Annotated in this window: 16 protein-coding genes and 1 tRNA gene; 5 read left to right on the plus strand and 12 right to left on the minus strand. The window is 57.6% G+C overall.

The window, feature by feature from the left end; all coding sequences use genetic code 11:
* Positions 1-246 precede the first annotated feature (246 nt).
* The gene (locus tag VEZ52_RS03700; RefSeq protein WP_324835587.1) at positions 247-993 is read left to right on the plus strand and encodes a sulfite exporter TauE/SafE family protein; all 747 of its coding nucleotides are present in this window, start codon (positions 247-249) and stop codon (positions 991-993) included.
* Between the two features lie 24 nt (positions 994-1,017).
* Here VEZ52_RS03700 and VEZ52_RS03705 read toward each other — a convergent pair whose 3' ends face one another.
* Positions 1,018-1,695, minus strand: coding sequence for a response regulator (locus VEZ52_RS03705; protein WP_324835588.1), 678 nt, complete (start codon positions 1,693-1,695; stop codon positions 1,018-1,020).
* The gene (locus VEZ52_RS03710) at positions 1,692-3,326 is read right to left on the minus strand and encodes an ATP-binding protein (RefSeq protein WP_324835589.1); all 1,635 of its coding nucleotides are present in this window, start codon (positions 3,324-3,326) and stop codon (positions 1,692-1,694) included. The genes VEZ52_RS03705 and VEZ52_RS03710 overlap by 4 nt, the downstream gene beginning before the upstream one ends.
* 422 nt (positions 3,327-3,748) lie before the next feature.
* Between VEZ52_RS03710 and VEZ52_RS03715 the strand changes: the two genes are divergently transcribed.
* Positions 3,749-5,263 carry an outer membrane homotrimeric porin gene (locus VEZ52_RS03715; RefSeq protein WP_324835590.1) on the plus strand — a complete coding sequence of 505 codons (1,515 nt, stop codon included), beginning with the start codon at positions 3,749-3,751 and terminating at the stop codon, positions 5,261-5,263.
* Positions 5,264-5,362: 99 nt separating this feature from the next.
* On the opposite strand, the gene VEZ52_RS03720 is transcribed toward VEZ52_RS03715, so the two are convergent.
* From VEZ52_RS03720 to VEZ52_RS03755, 8 genes are all read right to left on the minus strand, one after another.
* Positions 5,363-6,583 carry an MFS transporter gene (locus VEZ52_RS03720; RefSeq protein ID WP_324835591.1) on the minus strand — a complete coding sequence of 407 codons (1,221 nt, stop codon included), beginning with the start codon at positions 6,581-6,583 and terminating at the stop codon, positions 5,363-5,365.
* Between the two features lie 141 nt (positions 6,584-6,724).
* Positions 6,725-8,347: a methyl-accepting chemotaxis protein gene (locus tag VEZ52_RS03725; protein WP_324835592.1), complete on the minus strand. Its 1,623-nt coding sequence runs from the start codon at positions 8,345-8,347 to the stop codon at positions 6,725-6,727.
* Positions 8,348-8,856: 509 nt separating this feature from the next.
* Positions 8,857-9,513, minus strand: a complete 657-nt coding sequence (locus VEZ52_RS03730; RefSeq protein WP_324835593.1) for a molecular chaperone TorD family protein — start codon at positions 9,511-9,513, stop codon at positions 8,857-8,859.
* 47 nt (positions 9,514-9,560) lie between these two features.
* Complete coding sequence (locus VEZ52_RS03735) at positions 9,561-10,424, minus strand: dimethyl sulfoxide reductase anchor subunit family protein (protein WP_324835594.1); 864 nt, start codon at positions 10,422-10,424, stop codon at positions 9,561-9,563.
* Between the two features lie 2 nt (positions 10,425-10,426).
* A complete protein-coding gene (locus tag VEZ52_RS03740; RefSeq protein ID WP_324835595.1) occupies positions 10,427-11,047 on the minus strand; it encodes a DMSO/selenate family reductase complex B subunit in 621 nt (206 codons plus the stop codon).
* 11 nt (positions 11,048-11,058) lie between these two features.
* A complete protein-coding gene (locus VEZ52_RS03745) occupies positions 11,059-13,485 on the minus strand; it encodes a DMSO/selenate family reductase complex A subunit (protein ID WP_324835596.1) in 2,427 nt (808 codons plus the stop codon).
* A 187-nt stretch (positions 13,486-13,672) separates the two neighbouring features.
* Positions 13,673-15,109: a sigma-54 dependent transcriptional regulator gene (locus tag VEZ52_RS03750; protein ID WP_324835597.1), complete on the minus strand. Its 1,437-nt coding sequence runs from the start codon at positions 15,107-15,109 to the stop codon at positions 13,673-13,675.
* A gap of 54 nt (positions 15,110-15,163) precedes the next feature.
* On the minus strand, positions 15,164-17,713 hold the full coding sequence (locus tag VEZ52_RS03755; RefSeq protein WP_324835598.1) for an ATP-binding protein: 2,550 nt from the start codon (positions 17,711-17,713) through the stop codon (positions 15,164-15,166).
* A 363-nt stretch (positions 17,714-18,076) separates the two neighbouring features.
* On the opposite strand from VEZ52_RS03755, the gene VEZ52_RS03760 reads away from it, so the two are divergent.
* Both VEZ52_RS03760 and VEZ52_RS03765 read left to right on the plus strand, forming a co-directional pair.
* The gene (locus VEZ52_RS03760; RefSeq protein ID WP_324835599.1) at positions 18,077-20,482 is read left to right on the plus strand and encodes a DUF4401 domain-containing protein; all 2,406 of its coding nucleotides are present in this window, start codon (positions 18,077-18,079) and stop codon (positions 20,480-20,482) included.
* The gene (locus VEZ52_RS03765) at positions 20,475-21,119 is read left to right on the plus strand and encodes a GDYXXLXY domain-containing protein (RefSeq protein WP_324835600.1); all 645 of its coding nucleotides are present in this window, start codon (positions 20,475-20,477) and stop codon (positions 21,117-21,119) included. The genes VEZ52_RS03760 and VEZ52_RS03765 overlap by 8 nt, the downstream gene beginning before the upstream one ends.
* A 41-nt stretch (positions 21,120-21,160) precedes the next feature.
* Here the strand turns inward: VEZ52_RS03765 and VEZ52_RS03770 are convergent, their stop codons facing one another.
* Both VEZ52_RS03770 and VEZ52_RS03775 read right to left on the minus strand, forming a co-directional pair.
* The gene (locus VEZ52_RS03770) at positions 21,161-22,096 is read right to left on the minus strand and encodes a 5'-nucleotidase (RefSeq protein WP_324835601.1); all 936 of its coding nucleotides are present in this window, start codon (positions 22,094-22,096) and stop codon (positions 21,161-21,163) included.
* Between the two features lie 84 nt (positions 22,097-22,180).
* A tRNA-Met gene (locus VEZ52_RS03775) sits at positions 22,181-22,257 on the minus strand.
* A 414-nt stretch (positions 22,258-22,671) separates the two neighbouring features.
* Here VEZ52_RS03775 and VEZ52_RS03780 point away from each other — a divergent pair.
* Positions 22,672-23,709, plus strand: a complete 1,038-nt coding sequence (locus VEZ52_RS03780; protein ID WP_324835602.1) for a hemolysin family protein — start codon at positions 22,672-22,674, stop codon at positions 23,707-23,709.
* The last annotated feature ends 581 nt before the right edge of the window (positions 23,710-24,290 follow it).

Below are 24,290 nucleotides of genomic sequence, written 5' to 3' on the forward strand. Positions count from 1 at the left end.
CTCTCTCGGACTAAACACTCTCCTCCCGCGTGACGGGGTCATATGCCGGATCCCGTCACGCTCCCGGCTTGCGCCTCCCGGCCCAGAACGGCAGGGCGGCGCTTTTGCAGCAGACAGGCTGGACGGAATTTGCAGCCACCGTTTAGCCAGTCGCTCTGCCGAAACTTTGCCGAATTGCGGGCGTGCGCCGGGCAAACCCTCGGCCCGGCGCACTGCCCATGCCCGCATCAATCATAAGGAGCCTTTATGCTTGTGGCGCTTGCGTTTTCGTCATTTCTGGTGGGCGCGCTTATTGGCGCAACAGGGGTGGGCGGCGTGCTGCTGATCCCGGCCATCATGTTTTTCGGCGGGCTTGGCACGCATGAGGCCATGGCAACGGCGCTGTTCAGCTTTCTGTTTGCGGGCATTGTGGCAACGGCGAGCTATCAGCGCTACGGCACCATTGACTGGCGGGTTACCCTGCCAGTGGTGGCGGGCAGCTTTTTGTCTGGTTATGCGGGGGCGTATGTGGGGGCGTATGTTCCGGCGCGCGGGCTCAACATTCTGTTGGCCTGCCTGATAATCTTTTCCAGCCTGTATTCCATGCTTCCGGTGCGCAAGGGCACGGGTATGGCACAGCGGCTCAGCCCAAGGGGCAATACGGCGCTGCTCTTTGGCATTGGCATCTTTACGGGATTTTTGTGCGGCATGACGGGGGCTGGCGGGGGCATTATTTCCGTGCCGGTCATGCTGCTGTTCAGTTATGCGCCCTTGCAGTGCATTGCCACAAGCCAGGTTTTGCAGATGGTCATTTCGGTTTCCGGCTCTGCAAGCAACATGAGCAACGGCTTTATTTCCTATTCCATGGTCTGGTGGGTCACGGCCTGCGAGCTTGTGGGCATAGCCGTAGGCGCGCACATTGCCCACCGTGTGCCAGTGAGCCTGCTCAAGCGTATGGTCAGCGGGCTTTGCATGGCCATAGGTCTGTTCATCGCATGGCGGGCGATAGGTTAGGCCAGCAGCCGCTACTCCTGCACTTCAGCCTTTCCAGTGATATCTGGTCACGGGCCTGCCGTGGCCGCCGTAGTCTTTTTCACTGCCCAGGCGGTCAGCCGCCGCAAGGTAGTCGAAATACTTTTTCAGCGATATGCGCGAAATGCCCGTCAGCGGTTCAATATCCTTGAGGCTGAACGGGCCGGAACAGCCTTGCAGCACCTGTATGATGTTTTGCAGGGTGGTGGCGTCTATGCCCTTTGGGGTATCTGCCGGAGGCTGGTCAGATTTTTTAATAAATATGCGCTTGTCCAGGATTTCTTGCGTGATGGGCACCTCGGGCGACGTGAGCAGCTGGCGCTTTTCGCGCAGTTGCTCAAGGGCGGCGCGGAACCTCTCAACCGTGAAGGGTTTGACAATATAGTCTGCAACGCCCATGCGCAGGGCGTTGAGAATGTCGTCGCTGTTCTGCGCGGCGGTTATCATGATGACGTCTGTATTGAAAAAACGGGTCTTGATGATGCGCAGCAGTTCCATGCCGGTCATGCCGGGCATGAACATGTCGAGCAGCACCAGATCAATATCTCCGGCGCGCAGCAGTTCCAGCGCGGCCTCGCCGGAGCTGGCCCTGCCTTCAAGGCAAAAGCCTTCTATTCCCTCAAGATACACTGCCGCCAGATCTGCCACCATGGGATCATCTTCAACGATGAGCACGCGGATCATTCCTGTTCTCCTTGCGCCAGCGCAGCCACAGGAACACGCACGGTAAAGGCCGTGCCGTGCCCCGGTTTTGCGTCGATTTCCACAGAGCCGTCCATTTCTTCCAGCGTAAGCAGCAGCATGTAAAGCCCGATGCCCCTGTTTGACCCCTTGGTGGAAAAGCCCTTGGTGAAGATTTTTTCCAGGTGTTCATCGGAAATGCCGCGCCCGGTGTCGGACACGCTGATAACAAGCTCGTCAGCCCCGCCAGCCTGGGCCGGAGTGTTTTCGATATTCAGGGTGATCCTTTTTTCTACAGCGTAGATGGTGGCTTCAAAGGCATTGTCAATGAGGTTGCCCACCACCGTGACCAAGGCATGCGAGCCCTTGGGCGAAAGCGGGGGGATCACGCCGCGCCCCTCAATCACCAGGGTCACGCCCATTTCATGGGCGCGGCTGTACTTGCTCTCCAGAAATCCCGCAACAATGGGATCCTTGACCAAGGCGGCAATGGCGGAGGTTTCCAGTTTTTTGCTGCCGATAATCTGCTCGAGGTAGGCATCAAGCTCCGCGTGACGGCCATTGCGCAACAGGCCTGAAATGACGTGCAGCTTGTTGAGGTATTCGTGCGAGCGCGAGCGCAGCGCCTCAACATAATTGCTGAGGCCGGTGAGGCGCTCGGCCTGGGCGCGCACGTCCGTCATGTCGCGAAAGGTCGCCACCGCGCCGATTATTTCTCCCTGCACCAGAATGGGCACGCGGTTGGTCAGCACCACGCAGCTGTTGATATTCTGCTCTTGGTCATACTCCGGCCTGCCTTCCCTGACCACGGCATCAAGGCGGGTGCCGGGGATGGCGCTCTGCACGGGCTGGCCCTCCAGCGGGCCGAAAACGCCCGCGGAGCGCAGGATTTTTTCGGCCATTTCGTTGACGAGCACCAGAGTGCCGTCCTTGTTCACGGCTATAATGCCCTCGCGGGTAGTGCGCAGTATGGCGTTGCGTTCTTCAAGCAGCCGGGCGATCTGGTGCGGTTCCAGCCCGAAAAGGATTTTTTTTATGGTGCGCGAAAGCAGCACCGCCAGCACAATGCCAATAACCAGCGAGAGCGCCAGTAGCCAGCCCAGAGGCCCGGTCAGGCGCGCCACGCCCGCCTCGATATCGCTGGACAAAATACCTGCGGAAGCCGCGCCCAGCTGATGGCCCTGCGCGTCAAAAATGGGCCGGAACGCCCGCAGCGAAAAGCCGAATGTGCCGCGCGCCGATGAAAGGTAGGACTGCCCTTCAAGGGCCTTGCCTTCATCGCCGCCCATGAAGTGCTGACCGATTTTGGCAAAGTCGGGGTGAAAAAGGCGAATACCCTGCATATCAATCAGCACGATAAATTTTACGTCCGAAGCCCGGGTGAGCGTTTCAAGAAAGGCGGTCATCTGCCTGTACGCCTCGGGCTGGCGGGTTCGCATGGCCTCCACCACCAGCGGCGATTCCGCCGCAAGCTGCGCCACGCTTGAAACGGTGTTTTCCGCATCTTCGTAGCCGTATTTGCTGATAAAATAGGAGCCAGCCAGGTGCCCGAGCAGCATGGGCGGGCAGAGCGCAAGGCTGACCATGACCACAAGCTTGACGAACAGGCTGGAATTTCTGATGGCGTGCAGCATGGCAAACCGATGAGGGCGGTCATGCTGGCGGGCAGACCGGATTGTGGCGGCGGCCTGTGTGGGCTCCGCCTGTGAGTGTGCGGCACAGTTGCGGCAGGCATGGGCTTGCCCGCCATGAACCATCATATCAGGTGCGTTGTGGGGCCGCAAATGGCGGCAAGCGCACAGAATATGGGTATTGCCGCCAGATTGGGAGTGCAGCCGCAACTGACAACATATTGCAAAATATCCCCAGAAGCCGCGCGGCCCTAGCACGCCAAGCCCAAACGTTCCACGGTCAAGTAAAAAATAGTGTGGAAAAATATCACCTGCGGAGTTAGGAATGGCAACCCCCCCGTGTATGCAGATTTTGGGAGCAGATTTTGGATGCTGTTGATTTGGTCATTGAGTTACTGAACCAGGAAACGAAGATGGAGCCGGGGATGAAAAAAATTGCAGTGTTACTTTTGGTAGCCGGGATGTTGTGCGCAGTGCCCGGGGGAGCAAGCGCCATTGATTTTTCGGCCAAGGGCCGCTGGGCTTATAATTTCAGCTACGGTCAGCACGGCAATTTTACCGAGGGTGGGGGCAGAACTGGCTACAGCACCGGTGAAGACGAATTTGAAGCCGCCCAGCAGGTTCGCCTGCAACTGGAGGCCAAGGCCTCTGAAAATCTTTCCGGCACAGTGCATTTTGAACTGGGTGGTTACAATCGCGGCATGATGCAGTACTGGGGCGCCAGCAACAGCGGCGGCTCGCTGGGCGCGGACGGCAACTGGGTCAAGGTCAAGAACGCTTTTCTCGACTGGACTGTGCCACAGACTGCCCTCAAGGTGCGTATGGGTATTCAGCCCATGCAGCTGCCCGACTACATCAACAACAGCCAGGTGCTGGCCGATGACGCGGCGGGCATCACCGCCTCCTACGCCTTTAACGAAAACGTGGGCGTGACCGCCTTCTGGGCGCGCCTCTTCAACGACAACACCACTGATGCAACCAACCGCAGCCCCGGCTACATGGACAACATGGATGCCGTGGGCCTTACCCTGCCCCTGACGTTTGACGGCGTAAACCTCACGCCTTGGGGCATGTATATGGGCATTGGCCCGGCCATCAACTACAACAACGTCAAAAATTCCCCGATCACCAGCTACGCCAGCGTAGCCTCTGCCGGTGGCCCCAAGGCCGGCCTGCTGCCCCTGTACGGCGGCTTCCACAAGAGCAAGCTCAGTGAATACGGCAATGCCGTGTGGATGGGCCTGCCCGGTCAGGTGACGTTGTTTGATCCTTTCCGCGTGTCGTGGGACGTTGTTTACGGTTCCGTGCAGTATGACGATGCCGCCATGAACCGCGCTGGCTGGCTGGCCTCCCTGCTGCTCGAATACAAGCTGGACTGGAGCACCCCTGGTCTCTACGGCTGGTATACCTCGGGTGATGATGACAATCCGGGCAACGGCTCCGAGCGCATGCCCAACATTCACCCCAACAACCCCAATGATTTTTCGGAATTCGCCTTCCACGGCGACCCCATTGTGGGACGCGACAGCATTGTGGGTAAATCCATGACAGGCACCTGGGGCATTGGCGCGCGGCTCAAGGATATGAGCTTTATCGACAACCTCAGCCACACCTTCCGCATCAATTACATAGGCGGCACCAACGACCCGGCGATCCTGAAAAAGATCAAAAACGCCACCGGAAGCTGGATGGCCCCCAACGACGGCACTGTTCCCGGGCGCGAGGGCCTGTACCTGACCCGCAACGACAGCCTTGTGGAATTTGGCCTGAGCACCAAGTACAAGATGTACGACAACTTCAGCATCTACGTGGAAACCAACTATGACGCGCTCTTCCTCGACAAGAGCGCATCCGTGTGGGGCAACAGCAAGATGAATGGCAAGAGCGATCGCAGCGCCGATGCCTGGAACACCGCCGTGACCTTTGTGTATCAGTTCTAGGCCGTTCGCGGTCAGCGCCTGACGCACAGCAAAAATAAAGCGCCCATGATTCCATGGGCGCTTTCGCTTTTATCGGGACGTGCAGACGGCAAAAGCTGTTCACTCGGCGGCGGTGCGGTCCCTGTCCATGAGCAGAACAGGCACAATGCCCAGCGCGGCGACCGCAGCCATGAGCAGGTAGACGGTTTCCATGCTCCACATGGAGGCAATGCCGCCAAACAGCACGGGCGTCAGCATGTTGATTATGCCGCGCCCGAAGGAATTGAGCGAGAAAATGGCATCGTAGACGGTTGCGCCGCGTACCGGCTCCGTGATGATGGTCTGTATGACGGGCACGGTCCCCTTGGTCACGATGCCGATGGCCAGGGATATAATCACCGTCAGTATGAGATTGTTTGACTGGAGCAGGGCGCAAAGCAGCAGGGCAAGAATAATGCCTGCAATAACAAATATTTTTCGGGTGCCGAAAATATCTATCAGGCGTCCGCAGGCCATCTTGCCCACAAAGGAACCGAGGGTGAAGCCAAGAGCGAACGAGCCGATGGTTTTGGCGTCTATGCCTTTTGCCACCAGCAGCAGTGGCAGAAAGGTAAAGATTCGGTCATTGCTGAAGGCATTGAGCATGCTGGCAAGCATGGCCAGAAAGACATCCCGGTTTTTCAGTATGCTGAATCCGGCAAAAGGATTGCGCCTCGGGCGCTCGGGAGGATTGGCCTCAGCGCCGGGCACTGGATCGGAAGCGGAATTGCCCGGTTGTGTGCTGCCATCTGCCGCCGGGGATTTTTTTACGGCGGTGCAGAATAGCCACAGGGCTGCGCACAGGGCCAGCACGCCATAGGCCAGGCAGACTGCCCGCCAACCCGGCATGGTTCCCACAGAGTATGCCGCCGCAAAGGCGGCAAAAGAGACCAGCGGGATACGCCCCACATCGCCAATGGCGGTAAAGTCGCTCATGACCCGCCCAAGACGTTGCCTTTCGGTGTTGGCCGTGATGTAGGAAAAAGAAATGTTATGAAAGGCGGCAAATCCCGCCATTGCCAGCACAAAGCACGCCCCGGCGGCAAGCATGCCGTCCGCAAAGGCCGCGCCCACATAGCCAAGCCCGGCCAGGCCTATGAGCAGGGTCACAGAACCGTAAAAGCCGAACCACCGCGAAAACAGGCCCGTGCCAAGGCCCACGGCAGTGCTCAGGGCCGCGCCCAGCGACACCACAAGGCCCACGTCCGTTTCTCCACTGCCGAGGGCCAGCGCCATAAAGGCCAGCACAACCGGAACGGAATCAAAAAGGCCGTCAATCAGGATGTGGTACAGATTCAGCATGATAAAGCGAGCGCGAGGTATCATGGGCAAGCTATACCGTTATGCCTGATGGGCGTCCAGTTGCCCGGCATGGGGGCAGTATGCAAAAAAGCTCCCCAAGGGCGGCCTCTGGGGAGCTTGCAATCTTGTGCGGGGATTACCTCAAGCTGTCTGGCTTTGCGCCTTCATGTCCTTTATGAGCTGATGCAATATCTGGGTCTGCTGCATGAGGTCGGATACCGCCGTGGAGGCCTGTTCCATTGCCTGCGCTGTTTCTGCGGAGATGGTGGCAATCTGCTCAACGGAACGGTTGATCTCCTCGCTGGTGGCGGACTGCTGCTCGCTGGCCGTGGCAATGGACTGAACCTGATCATTGACCTGATCCACAAAGCCGAGGATATTTTTCAGCGAGTCGCCGGAATGGGCGGAAAGGGCGGCGGCGTTTTCAATGGCCTTGACCACGGTTTCCACGCTGGAAATGTTTTTGCGCGTACCAGCCTGAATTTCGTTCACCGCGCGGCCCACATCCTGGGTTGCCGTCATGGTTTTTTCCGCAAGTTTGCGCACTTCATCGGCTACCACGGCAAAGCCGCGACCCGCATCACCCGCGCGCGCAGCCTCAATGGCGGCGTTAAGTGCAAGCAGGTTGGTCTGATCGGCTATGTCCGCAATGATGTTCATGACCTGCCCGATGCCGTCCGCCTGTTTGCCCAGCACGGCCATATCTTCGCGAATGGCAAGGGAGTGGGCGCGCACGTCTTCAATGCCTTTGACCGCTTTGTCCACAATGGCGGCACCGTCCTGAGCCTGGCCGCGCGTCTCGGTAGAGGCGCTGGCAGCCCGCTGGGAGTTTCTGGCGACCTCAAGCACGGTGGCGTTCATTTCTTCCATGGCCGTGGCGGTTTCCCGCACCCGGCCCGACTGCTCGTCCGCGCCCCGGCTGGACTGATCAACGCGCGCAGAAAGCTGCTCGGAGGCTGCGGTCACAACGCCTGCCACGCTCTCAAGCCTGTGAATTGTATCCACAAGTTTGTTGCGGTTTTCTTCCACTTTTTGTCTGGCTTCGTGCGCTTCTTCCGCCGCGCGGGTGGCCTTGGCGACTTCCTGCTCGGCAAGCTGGCTTTTTTCTTCCGCAAAAGAAATTTTGCGCTTCAGCTCCACAAGCATGGTGCTGAGGCTCGTTGCCAGCGTACCAAAGTCGTCCTTTCTCTGCATGGTCATTTCTGAATCAAGCGCGCCATCGCTGATGTTTTTTGCAAAACAGATGCACTCCCTGAGCGGCTTGATAATGCCCATGGCGATAGCCAGCGAGATCACCGTGATGAAGGCCAGACCGCAAATAAACATGGCGGTAAAGAAAATGCGTCCGGTTTCAACAACGCTGCGGCCCTCGTCCGAAACTTTTTTTGAGTAGTCATTCAGCAGGACTGCAAGCTTGTCCACCACGGCCCGGTGCTTTTGATAGGCAGGCGTAAGCTGCTGCAGACAGATGTTTTCTGCTTCCGTTTTATTGCCGGTCTGGAGCGCGGGTTTGAGCCTGGTTTCAAATATTTCAAAGATGGCTTTTCCGGTGGGATACAGTTCCTGATTGAGAATTTCCTTGATCTTGGGGTCAATGGCGCCGGAATGCCAGAATTCGTACTGTTGCTGAAATTCTTTTTTGTGCTGCGCAATAGAGCTGTAAATTTTTTCAAGGATTGCGGCATCGTTAGAGCTAACAGTTTGCAATGCATCAAGATATGTTTCAATCACATAGAGCGGCGGCGGCAAAATATCGGCAAGCAAATCCTTGCTGTTTTCTATGGATTGATATGTTGCAGAACCAATTGATGTTCTTGATATCGTATATGTTGAAATGACAAAAAGGGCAGTCATGCCCAAAAATACAGAAGCTATAAGAATGGTAAACTTTCTGGCAACAGAGATATTTTTCAGCATTGCCGTTCCCTCGCAGTTGTATAATAGAAATACTGATGTGATGCTTGGTTCTAAACGGACGTGCAGGGAAAAACAATAGGGCGAGCAGACCCTCGCCAGTATAATAGTACAAAAAAGTAATAATTGTCTGTTGGGCGCAAGGGCGTTGCCGCGAGATTGCCGGTCTATAGCAAGCTTATATGGGGAAGATTTATTGGACCGAGGGGAGGAGTTGCCAGAATCGACCGGAAGTTGCGCCGGTCTGAGCGGCATGATTCGGCAAACCGCCGTTCCGGCGCTCTGCCCGAGCGCCGGGGGATTCCGCATGCGATGCCAAAGCTGCGTACAGTGCGGTCAGCGGAATATATCGTGGGGGTTTACAGGGAGTATCCAGAATCTGCTTGCAGCAAAGCCCCTGTCTGAAACAGCGTGTCATGGCAAAGCAGCGCAGCTCCGACATAGAGCGGCGTTGCGGCCCGCGCGGCGGTTTCCAGCAAAAACTTGCCAGCCCAGCGGGCCAGATGACTGTTCAGAAAATTGCGGGCGACTTCCAGATGGTCCAATGCTTCCGCAGAATTTTGCCTGTCTGCGGCCCCGGCGGCCTCGTTAAGTACGCCGCCCAGAAAGGAAAGCTCCAGGCCGATGTGATCGTCCGGCTCATGCGCGGCGCGCGGGCTCACAAGGCCATACGCCGCATACGCGGCGCGCACGTCAAACATGGGGCCGTCAAAGAGCAGCCGGTCGCGGGTCGTCCACACAGATTCCCACAAGGGGATAGCCTGTCCAGGGTCCGCGTACAGGGCCGTGTAATCAGCGTTGAGGGCTGGCAGGGCCTCATCCGTGTAGCTGCGAAAGAAATCCGCAAGTAGGGCCAGCCCGCTGACGCCCTCTGGTGTTTCCGGCTGCATGGGCCAGTTTTCAAACAGGCGCTCTCTGGCCAGCAGATCAAGCAGTAAAGGGTCAGGGGCATGCAGAAAAATACGGCTGAAAAAATTGTACGCCAGGGCGCATGCGCCAAGAGTTTCTGTATTCATAGGTATGTTGCGGCCCGGAGGTTGTCCCCCGGGCCGATGGTGAAATGTTACAGGCCGATGCGCAGGTAGCTGCCGTAAAACATGAGTCGGGAAAGGACTTCCCCGGCGAGTACAAGGGCCAGCGCGCACAGGCTGGAACCGATCAGCGGCCTGTCGTGCCCGGCAAAAACCGTGCGGCACGCGCTCCATGCAAACAGAGCGCCGCCAAAGAAGACTAGCAGGATGCAGATCACCAGCATGCCCACGCCTGTTCCGGCGAGCATGTCCATGCCGCTGGCGCCGGTGCTGCCGACCACGCCCAGGGTAAGCATGCTCAGAGGAATGCTCACAAACTTGAGGGCAAGCCCCACAGTGGCGGCAAGACTGCCCATGCCCATGAGCCTGCCGGAGTTTGCATCCCCCATGCCGCCCGCGTCCTTCTCAAGGCTGTAGACCATGCCGCTGACCACAGCGCCTGTGAGCAACACGGTGCTGAAAAAGCCCAGCACGGTAGAAACCGTGTTCCAGACCGGGATGGTTTCAAGCAGATAGACCTTGGACATGATGCCCACGGTCACAAGGCCCATACACACCGTGACCAGAGCCAGCGGCGCCACTGAGGCGTTGTTTCTGCGCAGTACGGACAAAACCAGCAGGAGGCCGCTGAAGCAGCCCACAGAGGCTATTTCGCGGCTCAGCCACGAATGCCCGATGTTCAGCACGGTAAAGATGCTGTGCGAGGGCGTGCCCAGATGCGTAAGGGAAAGCAGCACCGCCACAAGCGACATTGCGCAGGCCACCGGGGTCTGCCAGCGCAGGCTTGCCGCCTTCACGCCAAAGCAAAGCCGCGCCGCCTCGGAAACCAGCACCATCCCCACAGCTGCCTGCACGAGGATGGTGAACATGACGAGACTCCATTCGCTGGATAGCATGGCTACACCTCCTCAGGGTTGCTGACTTTCCCGGCCTTGGAACCAGCCGGTTTGGCATTTTTGCCCAGGGTAATCACAAGATTCGGCTGGGTAATGCCGGGATCGGGCAAGGGCGCGATAACGTTGACCTCGCCGTATTTTGCAGCAAGCTCCTCATATTCGCCATAATCCAGCGCGCGGTTGGGGCAGGCCGCCACACAGGCCGGGGCCTTGCCTTCCTGCTGATAATCGCGGCAAAAATCGCACTTGGTCATTTTGCCGAGTTTGGCATCGTACTGGGGGGCGGAATAAGGACAGCCCCATTCACAATATCTGCACCCTACGCACTTGCTGTGGTCTACCGAAACAATGCCGTCCTTGCCCTTGTGCATGGCCGTGGTGGGGCAGGAACGCACGCAGATGGGGTTTTGGCAGTGGTTGCAGCCAATGGACAGATAGTAGCCGAAAATGTTCTGGGTATAGGTGCCGTCAGGGCGCGCGGTCCACTCGCCGCCAACGTATTCCGTAACGCGCCGCCACAGCACGCCCTCGGGCAGGTCATGCTTGTCCATGCAGGCGATCATGCAGGTTTTGCACCCGGTGCACCGTGAAGTGTCGATATGAAAGGCAGGTCTTTTGTACATGAAGCTTCTCCTTAGACCTTGACGACTTCAACAAGGTTGGTGTGCTGCGGGTTGCCCTTTGAAAGCGGACTGGGCCGCAAGGAAGTGAGCACGTTCACGCACCCGCCGTGATCCTGCCCTTTTGCATCCGGTTCGTACCACGCGCCCTGCGGCAGGCTGAGCACCCCGGGCATGATGCGCGGCGTGACCTTGACGGGAACAAATACCGTGCCCCGGTCGTTGAAGACCTTGGCAGTATCACCTGCCTTGAGGCCGCGTTTTTCGGCGTCCACCGGGTTGATCCACAATTCCTGCGGGGCCACCTTTTTCAGCCAGTCCACATTGCCGTAGGTGGAGTGTGTGCGCTGCTTGTAATGGTGCCCGATGAGCTGGAGCGGATACTTGCTCCTGAGCGGGTCGGAAACTCCTTCCCAGGTGGGCAGGTATTCCGGCAGGGCGGTGATGCGGTCCCCTTCGGGCAGTTCCCAGGTGTGGCCGATATCCCAGAGTTTCTTGCTGAAAATTTCCACCTTGCCCGTGGGGGTCTTGAGCGGATTGGCCTCGGGATTGTCGCGAAAGGCCTTGTACGGCACAACGGGCGGCTGGGGAGCCTTGCGCTTCAGCACGCCCATGCTGAAGGCTTCTTCTACCGTTGCGGGCAGTTCGGGGATTTTCTTGCGGGTGTCGTCATACAGCTTGCGCAGCCACGCATCGCGCGTGCGGCCTTCGGTATATTTGTCCTGAACGCCGAAACGCTCGGCGATGCCAGTGCAGATGTCGTAAATGGAGCGCGATTCAAAGAACGGCTCCACGGCCTTTTGGGCAAAGATGACGTACTGGAGCTGGGATGAAGATCCCTGCGGGATGATGTCGTCTTCTTCAAGGTTAAAGGTGCCCGGCAGCAGATAGTCCGCAAACTTGGCGCTGGGCGTAAGGAAGTTGTCAATGACCACCAGCGTTTCCAGCAGGGATTCATCCTTGAGGATGCGGCTGGTCTCGTTGGCGTCGGAGTGCTGGTTGATGATGGCGTTGCCCGCGTAGTTCCACATGAACTTGATGGGCACGTCCAGCTTGTCCGCGCCGCGCACGCCGTCCCGCAGGGCGGTCATTTCCGCGCCGCGCTTGATGGCTTCTGTCCACGAAAAGACGGAGATGGCTTTTTTGACCGGGTTGGTCAGGAAGGGGAAGACTGCAACGGGCAGGTTGGCGCTGCCTTCGCGCGCGCCCGTGCTGCCGCCTTGCAGGCCCATGTTGCCGGTGAGCATGGCCATCATGGTGATGGCCCGCGAGGTCTGCTCGCCATTGGCATGGCGTTGTGAAGCCCATCCCTGGCAGATATAGCAGGGCTTTGCGCCGCCGATTTCGCGCGCGAGGCTGATGATTTTGTCTTCCGGAATCCCGGTAATGGCTGAAGCCCAGCGAGGCGTTTTGGGGGTCTTGTCCTCACCCTGGCCGAGTATGTAGGCCTTGTAAGAATTACCTGCGGGGATGCCCTCCGGCAGGGAATCCTCGTCATAGCCCACGGTGCAGCGTTTCAGAAAATCGGTGTCCACCATGTTTTCCGAAATCAGCACATGGGCCATGCCGTTCACAAGGGCGGCGTCCGTGCCGGGGCGGATGGGAATCCACTCGTCGGCAACGGCGGCGGTATCGGTGTAGCGGGGGTCAATAACCACAATGCGGGCATTGCCCTTCTGCTTTGCCTGCATGAGGTCGTAAGTCATGCCGCCGCCGCTCATGCGCGTTTCTACGGGATTGTTGCCAAAAAAGACCGCAAGCTTGGTATTGGCAATGTCGCTCAGCGCATTGTTGCCCAGATATTCGCCGTACATGAAAGGCATGGCCTGGCTGATCTGGGAGGTGCTGTACGTGCCGTACATGTTCAGATAACCGCCAAGACAGTTCATCAGGCGCGCCAGCGGAGTATTGCCCGTGGGCCAGGAGATGGAAAGCGTGGCGCCGAGGTTGCCCGTGCCGTAGTTGATGTAGACGGCGTCGTTGCCGTAGTCGGCAATGGTCTTCTTCAGACGGGCGGAAATTTCGTCCAGAGCCTGCTCCCACGAAATGCGCTCAAATTTGCCTTCGCCGCGAGCGCCAACGCGCTTCATGGGGTACTTGAGCCGGTCGGGAGCGTACAGTCGGTGGCGCATGGAGCGGCCACGCAGACAGGCGCGGATTTCGTGCAGGCCGTATTCGCGGTCGCCCTGTGTGTCCGAATCAATGCGTGTAACCACGCCATCGGCGACATGGGCGCGCAACAGGCAGCGGCTGCCGCAGTTGACGTTGCACGATGTCCAAATGGTCTTTCCATCCTTGGCGGGCGCGCTCACAGCGTAGTTGAGGCCGTAGAACAGCCCGCCGCCTGCGGCCAGACCGCCCAGAGCGGCAACCCACTTGAGAACGCAGCGCCGCGTGATTTCACCGCCGGGCGCAGTTTCGGGGGGATTTTTCTTGCTCATATCTACTCTCAAGGTCTTATTGTGAAATTTGTAACCAATCAGTACATATGAGCAGGCTTAACAATTTATGTGCCAAATAAAATATCTTTTAATATCAGCATATTGAAATTTACTGTCACGCTTTTTACAAAAAAGGTGGACAGAACGCCCACGCATAGGCCAGATATTTCCATTTTTTATGGAAAGGTTAGTCCTTTTCCAGCCCGTAGTGTTTGAGCTGCGCGTACAGCCTGCTCTTGCCAAGGCCGGAGATTTCGCAGGCTCTCCTGATATCCCAGGCCGAGGTTTCCATCAGTTGTGAAAAATATTCCCGCTCGGCCACGGCCAGCACCTGCTGACGGAAGTCTTTGTACGAACCAACAGCGGTCGGGGCCGTGTGCTGGTTCCCGCTGGCGGAGAGCGCTGGGGGTGCCGCCGCAGCGCCGTTACGTTCGCCGTTAAGCTCGATGGAATGCTTGAGAATGCGAATGCGCATGCCTTCCGGCAGGTTGTGAACGCACAGTTCCGGCAGGTCAAAGGCCCCTGTAAAGGCGCTTTCAATCACGTTGTCCAGTTCGCGAACGTTTCCCGGCCAGTCGTAGGATTCCAGCGTTTCAAGAAAGCCCGTGCTGAGCTTTTTTTCCGGAACGCCATACTGGCGGGCCATACGGCGCACCATGCATTCCACTAATTCCGGAAAATCTTCCTTCCGCTCGCGTAGGGGCGGTAAATGGAGGGTGGTGGCCCCCAGCCGATAGAGCAGATCGCGGCGGAAATCGCCGTCTTCGACCATCTGCTCCAGATTGCGGTTGGTAGCGGCCACAAGCCGAAAATCGCTCTCCACCTCAACACTGCCGCCCACAGGGCGGTAGCGCCGCTCTTGAAGCACGCGCAGCAGCTTTTTTTGCAGCTCCAGCGGCAGTTCTCCAATTTCATCCAGAAAAAGCGTGCCGTTGTTGGCCCCAAGCACCAGACCGTCGCTGGCTCTGTCCGCCCCGGTAAAGGCCCCCTTAACATGGCCGAACAGGGTGCTTTCCAGCAGTGTCGCCGGAATAGAAGCGCAGTCCACCACCACAAAGGGGCCGGATTTGCGCCTGCTGTTGCGGTGCAGGGCCTTGGCGAAGAGTTCCTTACCTGTCCCGGTTTCGCCGTGGATAAGCACGCTGCCGTCGCCTCTGGCAGCGGAGGCCAGATGCTCCAGTGCGCGCTCCAGCGCCGGGCTGTGGCCGATAATATCCGCGCGGGAGAGGAGCAGTGGTGGGGCGCTGCATTCCCTGAGTGAATCGCGGTATTTCAGTACGCGTTGCAGCGGCAGCAAGATTTTTTTGGGTGAAAGCGGTTTTTGCAGGTAGTCCCACGCGCCATTGCGTATGGCAAGCTCCGCGCCGTCCGGGTCGCCTAGGCCGGTCAGCATGATGACCTCGGGCGGGGGCGTACCCTGGCGCAGGTCTGGCAGAATGACCAGCCCGTTGGTGTCGGGCAGGCGCACATCCAGAAATATGACGTCATATTCCGTTGCCTGAGCCATGCGCTTGCCCTCGGCCCCGGTGAGGGCAAAGTCAGCCGTGTGCCCGATGGTGCGCACCAGTTCCACCAGTGCGTCGCAGGTCAGTTTGTCGTCATCAATTACCAGCATGCGGGCCATGCGTTCCTCCGTAGTACCAGACAGCGCCAGCGGCGCTGCAATGTCGCAAAAATATTATGAATTGGTGTCGTCAGGATGCAGCAGTTTTTTCACGGCTTCGGCCAGACTGTGCAGCTCCGCTGGTTTGTTCAGAAATGCTGCAATGCCGATGGCAGCAGCCTCTTCCTCACCAAAGGTATGGCTGTACCCGGTGCAGAGGATGATGGGAACATCGGGCCGAATGTTCAGTATGGCGCGGGCGAGCTTGTCGCCGCACAGGCCGGGCATGCTGTAGTCGGTGATGACCAGATCGTATGCCTTGGGGCACTGGGCAAAGCGCTCCAGCGCGGCGTTGCTTTCCGTTTCCACATGCACGGTATAGCCGAGGCTTTCGAGAAACACGCGGAAGGTCTCCGCCAGTTCGCGTTCATCATCCACAAAGAGGATGGAGCCTGTGCCTGCGGGCATCTTTTGCGGCCCGGTCTTGGCGGGCTGGGCGGACTTTTGCTCGCGCGCTGCGGGAATGTACACCCGGAACACAGAGCCGCGCCCCACCTCGCTGGAAACCTGCACGCAGCCGCCCCAGGCCTTGACGATGCCCTGCACCACAGCCAGCCCCAGCCCCGTGCCCTTGCCCGGCGTTTTGGTGGTAAAGAAGGGATCAAAAATGCGCTCGAGCACTTCTTTGCTCATGCCGCAGCCCGTGTCTGAAACGGTGAGGCACAAGAAGCCGCGTTCGGATATTTTTGCGGCGCAGGGGGCTTCATCCGCCGTTTCTATGCCGATGGTCAGCACGCCGCCGCTGGTTTCCATGGCCTGTGCGGCATTGGTGCACAGGTTCATGAGCACCTGATGCAACTGCGTGGGATCGGCCAGCACCGGAGGTTCGGGATCGCCGATGCTGTAATGGATGGAGATGGGCGCAGGCAGGGAAGTTTGCAGGAACTTTGCGGTTTCCTTGATAATATGGCTGACGTGTACGAGCTGCACTTCCTGATTGCTACGTTTGGTGAAGCTGAGAATCTGGCTCACAAGGTCGCGGCCCCGGTAGGCTGCGGCAAGGATGGCCTTGGTCTTGGATTCCAGCGTTGCATCGCCGTCCAGATGGAACAGCTCGATCATTTCACCGTTGGCAATGATGACGCCCAGCAGGTTGTTGAAGTCGTGGGCAATGCCGCCTGCGAGGGTGCCAAGGGCCTCCATGCGCTGCACGCGCTGCAATTGCAGCTCTTTGTCGTGCAGGGAAATTTCTGCGCGCTTGCGTTGCAGGGCTTCTTCAAAGGCAAAAAGCACCTGCGTCAGCCCGAGTATTTCCGTGGGGGTGTAATCCTTGCCACGGCGCATTACCGTGATGCAGCGCAGAACAGCGGCGTCCTTTTGCTGCAAGGGCACGATCACAAGGTGCAGGCCCTCGCTGGCAAGATGCGCGCGGGCTACATTGCCGGAGCGCAGTTCGTTGAGCTGGGCTTCCCCAAGCTGAATGGCGTCGCGCCCGCTGGTGTTTTTGCCGTCCGGTTCGCCATCTTCGGGATACACTGTCAGCAGGTGGTTGAGCGTGCCCTGGGGCTGCAACTGGGCCAGGGTGGCGTGTTCGCTGCCGGACATGACGCGCGCCTCCATGAGGCAGCGCAGCATAACCTCCTGCTCCGTATGGCAATCCAGCGACCCCAACAGCACGGTGTTGATGGAGCGCAGGGTAAGGGTGCGCTGGTTGACCTGCCGTTTGAGGCTGCGGTTCCAGAACAGCACCAGCACAATGCTGCCAAACACAAGGCCAAACACGGCAAACACGCCCATCCAGAACGTGCGGCTCGCCCAGAATGGGCGGTATTGAAGGGAAAGCCATTCCTCTTCAATCACCTGCCGTTCGTGCGGAAGAATCAGGGCAAGCCCCTTGCGCACGATGCTGCCGAGCATGGGCTCATCCTTGCGGGATGCAATGCGCAGATCTATGGAATAGTTGGTAATGCCAGCAATGCGCAGGTTGCTGATGCGGGCATTGGCAATGTAGTGAGAGGCAAGGGCCATGTCGCAGATGAGGGCGTCCACATCGCCCACGGCCAGCGCGCGCAGGCCGCCGATATAGCCGCCGGTAACGGGCAGGATGGTGCGGCTCGTGCCGCTGTAATGCTCGTTGAGATATTTGGTGAAATGGTCGGAAACAGTCACGCCGATGCGCATGTCCACCAGTTTGTCCAGGGTGAGGTCGTCCGCGTATTCCTTACGGGATATGATGGCTGCGGGCACGCTGATGTAGGGCTGGGTGAAATCCAGATACTCCTGAAGCTCGGGGGTCATCTCCAGAGCCGCCACCATATCGACCTTGTGCGATTCAAGCGCCTTGAGCGCCTCTTCCCGGTTGCGAAAGCGGACAGGCACGAATTTCAGCCCGGTCTTTTCCGTAATAAGCCGGATGTAGTCTGCGCTCAGCCCCTGATAATGCCCGTTCATGTCGTAAATTTCGTAGGGGGGATAGTGCAGGCTTACGCCCACGCGCACGCCGTCCGGGTGTTCCTTGATCCAGCGGCGTTCTTCCATTGTGAGCGGTGTGTGTTCTGGCAGGAGCGAGCAGGCGGCGGCCAAAAGCAGCGCAAGCGCGCAGAGTATGTGGGCTGTATATTTCATGAATTGATGCCGCGTTGGGGCCAACAGTGTGGTTTACAAAAACGGTTTTACGCTGCGCGGGGGCAGGGCGCATGGTCTGCTCGCGCATTCGCGCTGTCTCAAGCTCCCAAGATTGGTACAGCTTGCGCTGAAAGGCAACCGTATAAAACCCGTTCACTATGATTTATTGCCCGTGCCTGGGTGCCGCCGCTGAGCCTGCGCGCTGGCTTTATCTGCTGCCGTACGCGGCGGCAGAGTTGTATATCTGACTATAATTACAGAGATATATTCCTGTTCTCCGTCAGAAGGTGTTTTGTTATGCTGGCGTTACGCTGATAACCGTCACTGCTTTTCAAGCCCCTGCGCACTGTTAGGAAGCGGCCCATGACCGAAACTGAAAATTCTGATCCTTCTGCAACGCCTAGCCATGCGTCAAACCATGTGGCAGGGCACGCGCCAGCCCATACACCTGACCACGCCCCCGGTGGCGGGGTGTTGCCGCCGCTGACTAAGGCCGCGCTCAACACCCTTTGTGATTCCGGGGTAATCAGCACTGTAGCATGGCAGCGGGCTGTGGAGTTTTGCGGTTTCAGGCCGGATGGCAAGGCCTGGCTTGCCTATTGGCGGCAGATGTTTTTGCTGGGCGGGGCGCTGTTTTTTCTGGCGGGCATGATCTGCTTTATTGCCTGGAACTGGGGAGCCATGACGCCCTTTGCGCGCATGGCGCTCACGGGCGCGTTGGTGGCAGGGAGCGGCCTTGGGGCTGTGCTGCTGGGGCCGGATACGCGGCTGGGGCAGGTTTTGCTGCTGGCCTGCGGCATTGCAATGGGGCCGATGCTGGCGGTGTTCGGGCAGACCTACCAGACAGGGGCCGAGCTGTGGGAGCTGTTTCGGGTATGGACGGCGCTGCTGGTGCTGCTTGCGCAGGCAGGCAGGCTGGCTGGGCTGTGGTTTGCCGCGTGGATTTCGGCCAATATTTTTGCGGCGCTCTGGCTTGGGCGCAGCCTTTCATCGCCTCTTGATGCCTTGGGGCAGTTTTTTATGGTGCCGGAGTGGCTTGTTGCCATTGCCTGCGCCATTGCGTGCTGGGAGTGGATGGCCCGCAGGGCGGCGACCAGACTGCAACAAAATCTGGATGATGGCCCAGATAATCGCCGAGCCCAGAGCGAAGACCAGAATGAATGCCAGAGTAAAAACACGGCCCATGCGCAGGCGTGGCTCTGCTCGCGCTGGATGCCCAGACTGCTCTTTTTCGACATGGTTTCCCGCACCACGTTTTTTCTGATCGCCACTATTTTTGACCTGTATTTCAGGGATGGGCAGATGCTCTGGCTTTCCCCCAATTTTGTTGTAGGTTTTGCCTTGGTCATGGCGGCTCTTTCGTGGTGGTGGTATCGCACCCGGCAACCCGACCTCTTCATGCTTGCGACCCTTCTGGCAGCGGGCGCGGCAGTGTTGCTCTCCGCACTGGCGGAAGCGGAGCTGTTTTTCAGCGCCGGAAGCATGGCAACCTTTTTGTTGTGGGGTTTGCTTGTCACCGGCGTGACTGCGGGGCTGGCAAAGATACTTCTGCACCTGCAACGCAGCATGATAACGGCCCCCCGGCATGAGGCCGAAGACGTGGACATTTCCCTTTCAACGCTTGGGCACACCGCTGCCGGGAATAACTGGCAAACGCTGTGGGTGCACTTGCAGGCGGGCGATCTTGTGCCGCTCAATCAGTCCTTGCCTGACGCATTGGGCAGGCTGGGGGGGCAACCCTCCCCCTGGTATGTCAGGGGCATGCTGGCCTTTGGCGGATGGGTGGCGGCGGTTTTCTTCATCGCCTTTTTCGGATTTTTGTTTTTTGAGAGTCTGGGGATCAGCTCCAATGAGGAACTGACCGTTTTTGCGGCATCAGTGCCGGTGCTGCTTATGGGGCGGGTGCTGCTGGCAAGGCAGCAGCTGTTTGCCCGGCACTTTGGCTTTGCCTTGGTGATTGCCGGAACTGTCGGGCTTGCCATTGCCCTGTGCGCCAGCATCAGGCCCGAAGGTTTGGCTTGTTTTGCGCTTGCGGCGGTGCTTTTGGCTCTCGGCATCCTCATGGGCAACGCTGGCTACGCGGTGCTTGCGGCTATTGTGGTCGGCAACTCAGTGGCGCTGGGGATTGCGTTCTCTTACGGGTATGCGCGCAATGGTTTTGCCGCCCCCGAAATAGGCGGCGCGGTGGAGCTGCTTTCGCTGTGGTGGGCGCTGGTTTGCGCGGGGCTGGCCTGCTATTGCCTGCGTGAACACAGGTGGCGCGGCACGGCGCGGGGCAAAGTGGTGGAAGGGTGGTTTTACGGCTTGTACGCTTCTGTGCTGATTTTTGAGATGTTCACCCTTGCCCCGGCGTACAGCCTCGCCAGCGACATTGGCTTGCCCGGACTGACTACCGGATATTTGGGCCTTGCCCCGGCTCTGGCTGTGGCTGCGCTGGCATACTGGTTAGGCAAAGGCGCGGGCATGCCCGCCCGGTTGCTCACAATGGCGGGCGTGCCCCTTGTATTTACGCTGTCGTGGTATCTGCCGGGGGCGGGGCTGGCCCTTTTGGGGCTTACGCTGGCAAGGCGGATGGGCAGCGTAGTGATGCAGGGCTTTGTGCTGGCGTATCTCTTCGCCTACATGGTTTTTTATTACTACAGTCTGGCTGTGCCGTTTTCGCAAAAGTCCATCTACCTGATGGCAACAGGCCTTGGCCTGCTGGCGCTGGCCCTGATTCTGCGGCTGTGGCAGGCAAAAGCTGCGGCGCGGGAGGCAGCCCATGCGTAAGCTCTATATTCTTGCGGTGCTGGTTTTGTTTTTGGGCGGCTACGGCCTTTCCGTATACCGCATGGAAACCTTGCTGGCGGAGGGCAAAACAATCCTGCTGCCCCTTGCCCCGGTTGACCCGCGCGCGCCGCTCATGGGCGACTACATGGCCCTGCGTTATGTGGTGAACAACGATATTCGTGATGCCCTGCGAGGGCAGAGGGCCGCACAGAATGCGGCTCAAAAGGCTGCTCAAATGAGTGCGGAAAAGGGGACTCCAGAGGCTGGAGCTTCGGGCAATGGGACAAACGACGGGGGTGTTGATGGCGGGAGTCCTTCCCCGTCAACGGGTGCAAAAAGCCGCAGCACGCATGACGAAAGCAGGAACGCGGAAGGCTTTGCCGTGCTGCGCATTACCAATGACCCGGTGCCGCACGCGGTATCATTCGTGCGGCTGGACGATGGCAGCCCCCTGCAACCCGATGAATTTTTGCTGGCCTACAGGCTGCGCGGCTACGAGGTGCAAACCGCCGCCCCGGCCTTCTACTTTCAGGAAGGAACTGCCCAGCAGTATACAGGTGCTAAGTTTGGTGTGTTCAAACTCGCGTCAGACGGCAAGACCCTGCTTGTGGGTTTACGGGAAGGGGAGGGGGAATGATCAAATGATGGCACATTAAAAACAATTTGTAAGGAGCACGGTTATGCCTGTTCATTCGCTATCCCAAAGGGAATGTGAACAAGAGGTATGTTAGTATTCGATTTCAGGTCAAGGTGGGCTTTCTGGTCATCAAAATAAAGATGCGGTTTGAGTACTTCTAGAATTCGAGATTTATTAATCCCGCCTAGTAGGAACATTTCATCGACATTAACACCCCAGTTATTCAAAGTGGTGATAGCTCTTTCGTGAGCGGGGGCATTCCTTGCGGTTATTATAGCGGTCTTAAGAATTTTTTTGTAGTTAGAGTCTTCAAGTTGTTTTTTTGACTCTAATTTTTGGAAGAAAGAAATTTTTTTGAAGAAATCAGCAAGGGGTCCAGAGCCTAAGGCCTCAGATTTATGAGAATCCTCATATCTATGGTATTCCTCTAAACCAACTTCTTTGTACTTCCGCTCCGCTTCATCGTTAGCGATTACTCCATCAAAGTCGAAGGCTACTCGTAACTCAAATGCATCTTCATCATCGTCAATAATTTTCGTCTTTAAAATTTGCCCAGCAGGCAATCCTTCAGCTATGGCCAGTCTGACATCTTTTTCATTAATAGCAAGAAAAAGAGAAATATTAAAAGCTGATATGTATTTAATTGCAGAGCCACCAGACATAAAAGCTGCCCGTGTAATATCGAGACCATGTTCTCTTATAGAATTAAATATTCTAATGCCAGTTTCTGGGCTATTTCTTGATAAAAGCACTACTTCTACAGGCTTTTCGTCACTGTAAACATTATTAATGTTCAGAAAGCGTTTTATAAAAGGGAAGGCAACACCTTTTTGCAAAACAATTGACTTATTTTTGATTTGAAAGTCTCTGTACGCCTCTAGGCCATTATTTTTGAAGATATCATCTTCGGTCGATAGATCGAAAAGAGCATTGGAAGAGATACCAACAACAAGTTTTTTTTCAATGGGGTACGCCATGGTAGACTCTCATTGGCTTGGTGGCAGTGAACATATACAGCAAAAAAGCCCTTACGGCTCGTCTCCGTAAGGGCTTGAATTATCTGGTTGCGGGGGCAGGATTTGAACCTACGACCTTCGGGTTATGAGCCCGACGAGCTACCGAGCTGCTCCACCCCGCGACACGTGCAGCGTTTCTCGCTGCGAGAACAGATATCTAAGCGCTTGGCCTCTGACTGTCAAGGAAATTTATAAATTTTTTTGAAAGAGCGTAATTTAAAAATGATTGTCAGGGCCTGAAACCCTTTGTTTGCGCAGTTATATTGCATTTTACTGCTCAAAATTTTTTTTGCTTTGATCCGCATTTTTCAGTCGGCAGAATCTCACTTGCCAGTTGCCGCAGTAGCCGCCGTTCCTTTTTTCCATTCCATTTGTTGAGATTACGTCTGGTCTTGCTAGTCAGCATCCCTCATCCGCCTCTCGCGCAACGCCCCGGCGATTGCAAACAGGCCCGCGCGGGGCTAAACTTCGGCTGTCAGCGCCGCCTTGCGTTTTGCAGGGCGACCCGCCGCATCAAATCCTTCGGATGTTTCGCCATGCTCACCCTTGTTCTGGCCGTTGTCATTGCTGTTGCCGTTTCCTTTACCTGTTCGCTGCTTGAGACGGTGCTGTATTCTCTTTCGTGGTCAACCATCGAGCGGCTGCGCAAGTCCGGCAGCAAATCCGGCGAGCTGCTGTACGCCCTGCGCACCCAGGTGGACAAACCCATTGCAGCCATCCTCACGCTCAACACCATTGCCAACACCGCCGGGGCCACGGTGGCGGGCGCGGCCTTTCTGGCCGTGTACGGGCCGGAATATATGTCGATTTTTGCCGTGGGCTTTACGGTGCTGATTCTGACAATGGGCGAAATCCTGCCCAAGAATTTGGGCGTGACCAAGGCGGAGCCGCTTGGCGTGATGCTCGCCCGCCCGCTTGCCATCATGGTCAAGCTCATGACCCCCCTGCTGTGGGTTACGAGCATGATAACCCGCCTTGTTTCCCCGCCGCCCGCAGGCCCGGTCATTTCTGAGGACGACATCCGCGCCGTAACGAGCCTTTCGCGTCAGGCGGGGCGCATCAAACCTTATGAAGAAGCCTTTATCCGCAATGTGCTGGCGCTGGACCAAAAGCGCGTGCGCGAGATCATGACCCCCCGCACGGTGGTTTTTGAACTGCCGGACGACCTCACCGTGGAGCAGGCCTATACAGACCAGCGCACCTGGCATTTCAGCCGCATACCCGTGTACGGCGACAATAACGAAGATATCGTTGGCGTGGTGGAGCGCCGCACCCTGGGCCGCTGCATTAACGAGGGCCGCAAGGATGTGACCCTCAACAAGATCATGCGGCCCGCTCACTTTATCCTTGAGAACCAGACGCTTGACGTGCTATTGCACGATCTGCTCAAGGCCCGTGTGCACCTCTTTATTGTGCTGGATGAATACGGCGGCCTTGCTGGCGTGGTGTCGCTGGAAGACGTGCTGGAAGAAATCCTCGGCAGCGAAATTGTGGACGAAAGCGATAATGTGGATGATCTGCGCGCGCTGGCCCGGCAGCGGCGGCGCGAACTGAGCGTGAGCCGGCAGGGCTGATGCCGCTTTCCTTGTGCTGTGCCGCCCCCAAGCCCGCCGAGCAAACCCGGCGTATAGCAACTTGCGCGCCAGACTATATGGGTTGGGCGGCGTGGAATAATTGTATTATCCCTTGCGGCAGAAATCTTATTGCAGTAGTATGATAAGACGCAGGCCGCATTCTGCCTTGCCTGTGTGCTTAAGCAAATGCTGCGCGGATGCCGCTCGTGCTTGCCTGCTGATGCAGTCGTGTGTTCCCGCACACAAAGCTTGCGGCAAGTGTGACCGCAATCACAGAACCCGCGCCCCAAGCTGCGTTATACTTCTATTAAAAATAATTCCTATCTTGTCAGCAGGTGTAAAATAGCGTAAGGTTTTGAGCAATCAGGGCCGGGCGGCCCAGGGCAAAAGCCCCAGCCCGGCAGGTTCGGTCTGCGCGCCCCTGCGGTGCAACAGGCCGAAGGTCATGGCCCCTTTCGGGCAGCACCAAACATGACCCAATGTTTCAGGAGAAACGCATGGCCCGCAAAAAAAACACTGGCATCTACATAGCCGCGCTGCTGCTCTTTTTGGGCGGGGTGGGCTATCTTGCATATTCCGGC

Origin of the sequence: Desulfovibrio sp. (assembly GCF_035644575.1) — a bacterium.
GTDB lineage: Bacteria > Desulfobacterota > Desulfovibrionia > Desulfovibrionales > Desulfovibrionaceae > Desulfovibrio.